The following is a 7,199-nucleotide window of genomic DNA, read 5'->3' as shown; positions in this document are numbered from 1 at the left end:
TAGCGAGTGGGGCAGAACAAAGGAGTACTTCAACCACACAGGATTCATTCCCAGCCCGCTGCCGGAAGAACTTCGAGACTCAACGATTGCCAAGCGATTGCGCGCTATCAGCATTTTCGTACAGGGTCGTACGGAGCCGCCTTGATCGGGCCTGGACGGTCACCGCCCAGACCGGCCGTGTCCGGCACGGACGGCGTCGCGGTCATGGCGAGACCGGGCCTGTTCGCGATCCTGTGCGCGTTGTCGAGCGCCCCGGCGGGGTTGACGTAGCCGAAGCCCAGCTCGGTGTCGTAGCGCCTCTTCCCCGCGGGACGCCGCGCAGACGCCGACAGCGCCTCGCCGATCTGCGCCGGGGTGAGCCTGCGGTACTTGGACTTGAGCATGGCCACGGCGGCGGTCGCGAACGCCAGGGCCACCGGGTCGCCCTTGAACGTCCAGAGCCTGTTGTCGTAGCCGGTGGCGGGCATTTCGAAACTCGGAGCGGCGACGAACACGGCGCTGCTGCTCGACGTCCACTTCTTGGCACGCCGCCCCTGCTCGGTGACGCCCCCGACGCCGATCACGCCGGGTGCCGCCGCCGGATAAGAGGGGTCGTTGGGACGCTGGTCGCCGCTCGGAGCGACCACGACGGCGTTCTTGCTCCGGGCGTAGGCGATCGCGCTCCGGGTGCCGTCCACCCCCTCCCCGTTCCGATAACCGCCGCCGCCGAAGGCGAAGGGCTCGACCGCGATGACGTCCGCGCCCTGATCGGCGGCGTAACGCACACCGTCACCGATGCTGTTCCCCCAGTTGACGGTCTTCCACCATTCCTTGCCGCCCGGCTCGTCGGGGGCCGCGTAGACCCGTACCGGCAGGATCGTCGCCGAGGGGAGGAGACCTCGAAGCTTCAGCAGACCGTCCTCCGTGGCGCCGCCCACGATCAGGGAGGCCATCAGCGTGCCGATGTTCCGCTTGGCCCGGGGCGTCCGGACGAAGTCCTTCTCCTTCTTCACCGCTCCACGCAGCGGCCGCACCCCGGAGGCCACGCCGTCGCCGACCAAGGCGATCTTCACGTCCTTGCCGCGGGTGTCGCGCTGGGCCTGGACGAAGTCGCGCGCCATCCGCAGAGCCCACGCGGTGTCGGCCCGCGACTCGCCCGTCAGCGGCGGCGTCAGGCCCATAAGCAGGGCGGCGACCACCAGGCAGCGCCGCATCAGCATCGCACTCCTCGCCTCTCGCACGGCTCCGTCGTCTCGGCGAAGCGCAGGATCACCTGATCCAACGCGGTCCTGGCGAACGCGAAGGTATCGGCGAGCACCGTGCCGACGCGAGCGCCCCGATCGGCGATCCAGCCGCTCGACCGGAAGAACAGGTAGGGGGTGCCGTTGGCGGCGAAGTAGAAGTCCTGCCTCAGGGGGTCGCGGAATTTCCCGGCGACCGTGCCGGGAAAGGTCACCGCGCGCACCCCGTACCGCTTGTTGTCACCCACCGACGAGGGGAAGCCCGCCTCGGCGCCGGACGCCTGCCCGGGGTCGGGCATCACCGCGACACCAAGCGTGGTCACCAGCGTTCCGGTGCCGTCGACGTACGTGGCGCGCAACACCGCCCGGCAGCCGTGCTTGACGAGAGCGTCGGCGATCGGACGATCGAACCCCTCGGCACAGGACGCCGCCGGCGCGATCCCGACGCGAGTGGCGGTCCACGCGGGCGTCTTCGACATGCCAGCGGGGCCGTCCACCCGCGCCGGAAAGACCTCCCCCGCACCCAGCGTGCGCCAGCGCAAGGCGAACTCCTTCCGCCCGGCCGCGTCGATCTGCTTGGCGGTGGGCCCGCGATTCACCTCCACCCCGACCGCGACACTTCCCCCCACGACCGCCGCACCACCCAACACCGCCAGCACGACGATCAGCCCCCACGGACGCCGAGCGACATCACCCCGCGGCTCGCTCGGGACCGTTTCCAAAGTCTCGGACACAGAGCAAGATCCAACCCGCCCCGAATCTCACCTTGATCACCGTTACGCGTCAATTCACCGCTCCGCCCGGCCGCCCCACACGGCCGAGGGCAGTACCGCGACGCCTCAGATGTCCTCCTGACGTTCAGATCCAGTGTCAAAGAATCTTGAGATATAGTCGCTCGCTTCCAGATCGCTGTCTCTAATAAGAGAAAATACTTCAACTCCATGGCCAGGCTCTCCGTCGATCGAGAAGGCTTGAGCAAGCCTGACATAGGAGACGCCGTCCAAGGCTTTTACGTAGTCGACCGCCTCGCTTTCAGCCATGGCCACGGCTTCCGAAACTTCACTCGCCCGCCATAGCGTAATGCGTTCTTCATAGGTTCCATTGTTCGCATCCCGAAAAACACAGCGAACACCGAACCAGTCGCCTCCCGCTTTCCGACACCGACTCATATACGCACCTTTCATGCGATTGAGATGCAACGCCGACCGCTCACGCATGTCGACGCCGTGCCCGGTCTCAGGACGCGCAACCGCGCAGAACCGGCTAGGCCGCTGCGCGCAGGTCACCGAAAGCGGGCACTTGGTGTACACGCGCTGGCGTGTACGAGCCGTAGCGTGAACACCGTCGCACCATCCGATCCACCTCAGGGGAAACCCATGGACGACACCACCATCGGTCAGCGCGGCATAAGTTCCGTGAGGCCCGCGGCATGTCCCGCGCCCAACTCGCCGAGACAGTCGGGTACAGCGTCGAGTGGCTGAAGTCAGTGGAGTTCGGTCGCCGCAAGCTTGACCGCCACTCCGTCATCGTTGCGCTCGCCGATGCCCTCGAAGTCCACGTCGTCGCACTGCTAAGAGTAGTCCCTCACCTGGGCAGTGCTCAGGCGATGCGCTCGGCCGCCTGCTCGACGGGGAGCAGCGCCGGATCGCGGCGTACAGCGCGTCCAGGGGACCGTACGGCCCGATCTCCAGCCGGTCAGGCTCGTCAGCCGGTCAGGCTCGTCCATCACATCCGTCCCAGTGAGGCCCGAAGACGGCTGATCAGGCCACGTGAGGGCGCGTCTTCCTCTGCGACCGCCGCGCGCCGGACGGCCGCCGCGATGGCGTCCGGCGCCAGCCGCGCACCGATCTCCGCGACGGCGCGCGGAAGGTCGTGGCAGGGGGCGATCGGATCGCCGGTGGAGTCGATGAACCAGGGCACCCCGCCCACGCCCGCCTTGGCGCGGATGCTCTCCCCGATCGTCGGAAGGCTGGACGAGAGCACATGCAGCCGCTCAGGCGCCTGGTCATAGCGAGCACGCGCGGTCCATCCCTCGGTGGCCAGGACCCGCGCGAGCAGATCGAGGTAGTCGGTGGCGATCACTGCTCGTCCCCCATGGCCACGTCGCGGGATGCCAGGTCGGCCGCGATGATCACGGCGGCGTCGATGATCTGGTCGGCCTGCGCGATCGGCTCACCGAGCGCAGCGAAGAACCAGAGGCGGTCACCATCGATCGGCCGTGGCTTACACGTGATGGTCTGGGTCCGCAGCGAGGCGTCGCCCTTCCGGGTCACGGTCACAGCCCTGGCTCCCAGAGACGTGGTGAAGCCGCGCGCGGCCAGCGCGTTCGCCAATGCGTAAAGCAGCGGGTAGGCGTGCAGATGCTCGGTGCCGTCGAAACGTTCACTCATGCCCGTCTCGCCTGTTTCGTTACCCTGTCCCATAGCCGGACGTCCTTTCCGTCTGGTTAGGCCCCGGGCCCCCTGGCGTTCGCCCGCCAGGCCGGGGCCGCCCTTTGTGTCTGGCGACAGCTTTCGCCCCCATCCGAACGCCTCCGCGGCTACCGTGGAAGACACTGCATAGCTGCGCCCCCTCCACGCAGCGACCACGCAGCACGCAACCCGGGGCGAAACGGGTGAGGTTATGACCTTCGGTGACAAGCTCCACGAACTCATGGACGAACGCGGCATCAGCCAGCGGAAATTGGCCAAGCTCGTCCCCTGCAACGACGGATACCTATCGAAGGTCCGGCGCGGGCTTCACGTGCCGTCAAAGAAGATGGCGAAACGCCTGGACGAAATACTCACTGCGGGGGGATCGCTCGCAGCCCTCAGAACAGGGCGCCCAAAGCCGCAACGGTCCTCCCAGGGTCGGGGCGCCGCCGCTGCGGGTATCGTGATCCCTGGCATCAATCCCGACCTTTGGGACATCATGGAGCGTCGCGCACTGCTGCAGCTCGCCGCGCTGGGGATAGGCGCGGGGACGCTCGGCTCCACTGGGGAACCGGTCCGTCAACTGCTCGCCCTGCTACTGAACAGCGAACCCCGCGGTCTCGATGACTGGCATCTGACCCTCTCGGATCATCTGTACGCGACCCTTACCCGTCCGCCCGCGCAGGCCCGCGATGGGCTGATGATCGACCTTCTCGCGATCAAGCATCAGCTAAGGAGACTCAAGGGCTGGGGTTACGTTTTGTGTCTCCTCGGCCCCTTCTCACTGGGGTCTGTTCGGGTTATGCCTGGTGGGTGAGGTATCCCGATAGCGGCGGGTTGAGTCCGCAGGAGCGGGCGCGACGGGAGCGGGTGCGGTTCGAGGCGGCCGGGATGTTTGCGGCCGGGGCGAGCGACGCGGAGGTCGCGGCGGTGTTCCGGGTGTCGAGGATGTCGGCGAACCGGTGGCGCCGGGCCTTCGACCGGGGCGGCCTGGACGCGCTGGCGTCCAAGGGCCCGGGTGGTTCACGGTGCAGGCTGTCGGACGCGCAGTTGCGGCAGCTGGCGGCAGAGCTGGAGGCCGGGCCCGCGGTGCATGGGTGGGATGAAGATCAGCGGTGGACCCTGGTCCGGGTGGCCGACCTGATCGCTGACCGGTTCAAGGTCACCTATACCCCTGCCGGGGTCCACCTGCTGCTGCACCGCATGGACTGGACCGTGCAGGTCCCAGCCAGACAAGCCGCCGAACGCGACGAGGACAAGATCGCCTCGTGGCGGGAGGAACAGTGGCCGCTGATAAAAAGACCGCGGGCGACCTGGGGGCCTGGCTCTGCTTCGAAGACGAAGCCGGCCAGGGCTTGAGGCCGCCCCGAGGACGAACATGGGGACGACGCGGACACACCCCCATCGTCACGGTCACCTCACAAGGCACCCACCGGGTGTCGATCGCCGGGCTCCTGGCCACCCGGCCCGGCCACACCACCCGGCTGATCTACCGGACGATCACCTACCACGGCCGCAAGAACGACAAGAAGGGCTTCGACGAGACCGACTACATCCGCCTGCTCGACGCCGCCCACCAGCAACTCGGCGGGCCGATCGTCCTGGTCTGGGACAACCTGAACACCCACCTCAGCAAGAGGATGCGGCACCTGGTCCAAGCCCGGGACTGGCTGACAGTCTTCCAGCTTCCCGCCCACGCCCCGGAACTCAACCCCGTCGAAGCCATCTGGTCACACATGAAGAAGTCCCTGATCAACCTGACCAAACGCACCATCGGCCAGCTCACCCGGCTCGTCAAGACCCGCCTCAAACGTATGCAGTACCGGCCCGAACTCCTCACCGGCTTCCTCACGAGAACCGGCCTGGACCCCCGACCTCCGTAACCCCAGCCCTTGAGTCTCCTTAGAGGCCGAAGAGCAGGATGAGCCGGATGAAGCGACCGAGTTGCGCCGGGTCGTGGCCGCGCTTTCCATGCTGTACGCCGACGCGCTCACCCGCCTTGGCGACCACAGCGCGGCCATCCACTGGTGGCGGACGGCCAAGGCCACCGCCGATATGACCGGTGATCTTGATCTACGGCTGATGGCCCGCTGCGAAGAGGCCGAGTTTGGGGTGTACGGCCAACGCGATCCGGCGACCATCGTGCAACTGATCGACGCTGCGGAACAACTCGCCGGATCCGCACCGTCCTGCCGGAAAGCAGACCTCGCCGGAACGCGAGCCAAAGTGCTCACGCTGCAAGGCAGGCACGACGAGGCCAGGAGGGCGTTGGACTCCTTCACAGACTCTATCGATGGGCCGGCGCGGGGCGGCATCCTGCCGACCCATAGGAGTGAGAACGTGGCGCACTTCACCGCGAGCTGGGTTCACGCGGCTGCCGGACGCGAGGCGGAGGCCGATGAGAAGCGCGAAATCGTCCTTGCTAACACGCGTGGCTACCAGTACGCCGCGAACGTCCGCCTTCACGAGGCCCTGTGCACCGTGGTCAACGGCGGGATCGATACCGGTGCCCGGCAGGCCACCGAAATCCTCGCCGGACTCCCCCCGGCCCAGCAGAGCCACATGATCATCGAGACGGGGAAGGTCGTGTTGCGCGCCGTCCCGATCGAGCGGCGGAATCGACCGGCAGTGCGGGACCTGCAAGCACTGACGTCCGGCCAGGGCAGCTCCCGTCCGTAGGTCGCGGTCACACTGCCGATCAGTTGCCTACCTGACGTTCAGAACCAGTATCAAAGAAACTCGAAAGATAGTCAGCCACTTGAGCAAGCTCGACGTATGAGACCCCCTCCAGGAACCCGCTATACTCGAACGCCTCAGCTTCAGCCATGGCAATGGCCTCCGAAATCCCGCGCGCCTTCCATAGCGTGATGCGCTCTTCAACTTCACTCGTATCTCTTGTCTCTTCACGGCGTGAAGAGATCGGGAGGGTAGACGGTGTGATCGTCGTCGCCGCGGACAAAGAAGCGCCACATTTCGACTTTTCCTGAACAATCAGGGAATACCTGCACTTGCAGCGACAGGGTCAGCCGCAGTTCGAGGGCGCCGCCGCTCCTCAGGTCGATATCCATGACACGCGGCTCGGCTTCTTCGATGATCTTATTGAGGGCGGCACACTTCCTGTCGAACATGGACTTATAGGATTCCTCTGCGTCAGAGTCCGACCGCCGCTTACCCGGGTAGGACATGTCATCTGAGCCCAGGACCAGCTGCTCATCGTGCAGCACCCGAAAGGGGCACTGGATATGCAGCTCAGCCGACGTACCGGCTCCTTCTAGATCGAACTCCAGGATGCCCATGTCCGCCGCACGACCAACGGCCCGGATGACAGCGCCTCGAAGTGGCTCGAACCGCGCAGCAAGTGCATTCATCAGCAGTTGAACAACCCCTTACCCTCTTCAACAATGCGTTCATAGAGGTTTTGCCAGTGACTTTCAGCGGATCCGGCGGTGTTCGAAGAGTGTGAGGACGTGGGCGGCGCGTACGAGGTCACCGATTCTGCTGGGGCTGAGAGTGGTGTGTTTGAGTGCGGTCCAGCGTTCGGTCAGCAGCGCGAAGCCGCGTTCGCCGC

General features: G+C 66.2%; 10 protein-coding genes and 1 pseudogene. 5 read left to right on the top strand and 6 right to left on the bottom strand.

What is annotated here, in order from left to right; all coding sequences use genetic code 11:
* Positions 1–107 precede the first annotated feature (107 nt).
* From E1298_RS41775 to E1298_RS41765, 3 genes are all read right to left on the bottom strand, one after another.
* A complete protein-coding gene (locus E1298_RS41775; RefSeq protein WP_131902923.1) occupies positions 108–1,199 on the bottom strand; it encodes a S8 family serine peptidase in 1,092 nt (363 codons plus the stop codon).
* On the bottom strand, positions 1,193–1,849 hold the full coding sequence (locus E1298_RS41770) for a hypothetical protein (protein ID WP_131902922.1): 657 nt from the start codon (positions 1,847–1,849) through the stop codon (positions 1,193–1,195). The genes E1298_RS41775 and E1298_RS41770 overlap by 7 nt, the downstream gene beginning before the upstream one ends.
* Positions 1,850–2,059: 210 nt before the next feature.
* Positions 2,060–2,530 (bottom strand): hypothetical protein, encoded by a 471-nt coding sequence (locus E1298_RS41765; protein WP_207945159.1) that lies wholly within the window; start codon positions 2,528–2,530, stop codon positions 2,060–2,062.
* A gap of 41 nt (positions 2,531–2,571) precedes the next feature.
* Here E1298_RS41765 and E1298_RS52050 point away from each other — a divergent pair.
* Positions 2,572–2,769: pseudogene (locus tag E1298_RS52050) on the top strand (helix-turn-helix domain-containing protein); the annotation flags it as partial.
* Between the two features lie 176 nt (positions 2,770–2,945).
* Here the strand turns inward: E1298_RS52050 and E1298_RS50900 are convergent.
* Both E1298_RS50900 and E1298_RS41755 read right to left on the bottom strand, forming a co-directional pair.
* A complete protein-coding gene (locus E1298_RS50900; RefSeq protein WP_243726163.1) occupies positions 2,946–3,302 on the bottom strand; it encodes a hypothetical protein in 357 nt (118 codons plus the stop codon).
* Positions 3,299–3,610: a hypothetical protein gene (locus E1298_RS41755; RefSeq protein WP_131902920.1), complete on the bottom strand. Its 312-nt coding sequence runs from the start codon at positions 3,608–3,610 to the stop codon at positions 3,299–3,301. Before E1298_RS41755 ends, E1298_RS50900 begins: the two co-directional genes overlap by 4 nt.
* Before the next feature lie 232 nt (positions 3,611–3,842).
* Between E1298_RS41755 and E1298_RS41750 the strand changes: the two genes are divergently transcribed.
* The 4 genes from E1298_RS41750 to E1298_RS41735 all read left to right on the top strand — a co-directional run bounded on the left by E1298_RS41750 (position 3,843) and on the right by E1298_RS41735 (position 6,310).
* Entirely contained in the window at positions 3,843–4,448 is a 606-nt protein-coding gene (locus E1298_RS41750; protein WP_131902919.1) for a helix-turn-helix domain-containing protein, read from the top strand.
* Entirely contained in the window at positions 4,445–4,990 is a 546-nt protein-coding gene (locus E1298_RS41745; protein ID WP_131902918.1) for a winged helix-turn-helix domain-containing protein, read from the top strand. The genes E1298_RS41750 and E1298_RS41745 overlap by 4 nt, the downstream gene beginning before the upstream one ends.
* The gene (locus E1298_RS41740; protein WP_207945158.1) at positions 4,900–5,514 is read left to right on the top strand and encodes a transposase; all 615 of its coding nucleotides are present in this window, start codon (positions 4,900–4,902) and stop codon (positions 5,512–5,514) included. The genes E1298_RS41745 and E1298_RS41740 overlap by 91 nt, the downstream gene beginning before the upstream one ends.
* Before the next feature lie 61 nt (positions 5,515–5,575).
* A complete protein-coding gene (locus E1298_RS41735; protein WP_131902916.1) occupies positions 5,576–6,310 on the top strand; it encodes a hypothetical protein in 735 nt (244 codons plus the stop codon).
* A 224-nt stretch (positions 6,311–6,534) separates the two neighbouring features.
* Here the strand turns inward: E1298_RS41735 and E1298_RS41730 are convergent, their stop codons facing one another.
* A complete protein-coding gene (locus E1298_RS41730; RefSeq protein ID WP_131902915.1) occupies positions 6,535–6,927 on the bottom strand; it encodes a hypothetical protein in 393 nt (130 codons plus the stop codon).
* Positions 6,928–7,199: the final 272 nt, after the last annotated feature.

The sequence above is a fragment of the Actinomadura rubrisoli genome, from assembly GCF_004349215.1.
Lineage (GTDB): Bacteria > Actinomycetota > Actinomycetes > Streptosporangiales > Streptosporangiaceae > Spirillospora > Spirillospora rubrisoli.
The sequence above is the reverse complement of the archived record's forward strand: the minus strand, read 5'-3'. Positions and strand labels throughout refer to the sequence as shown.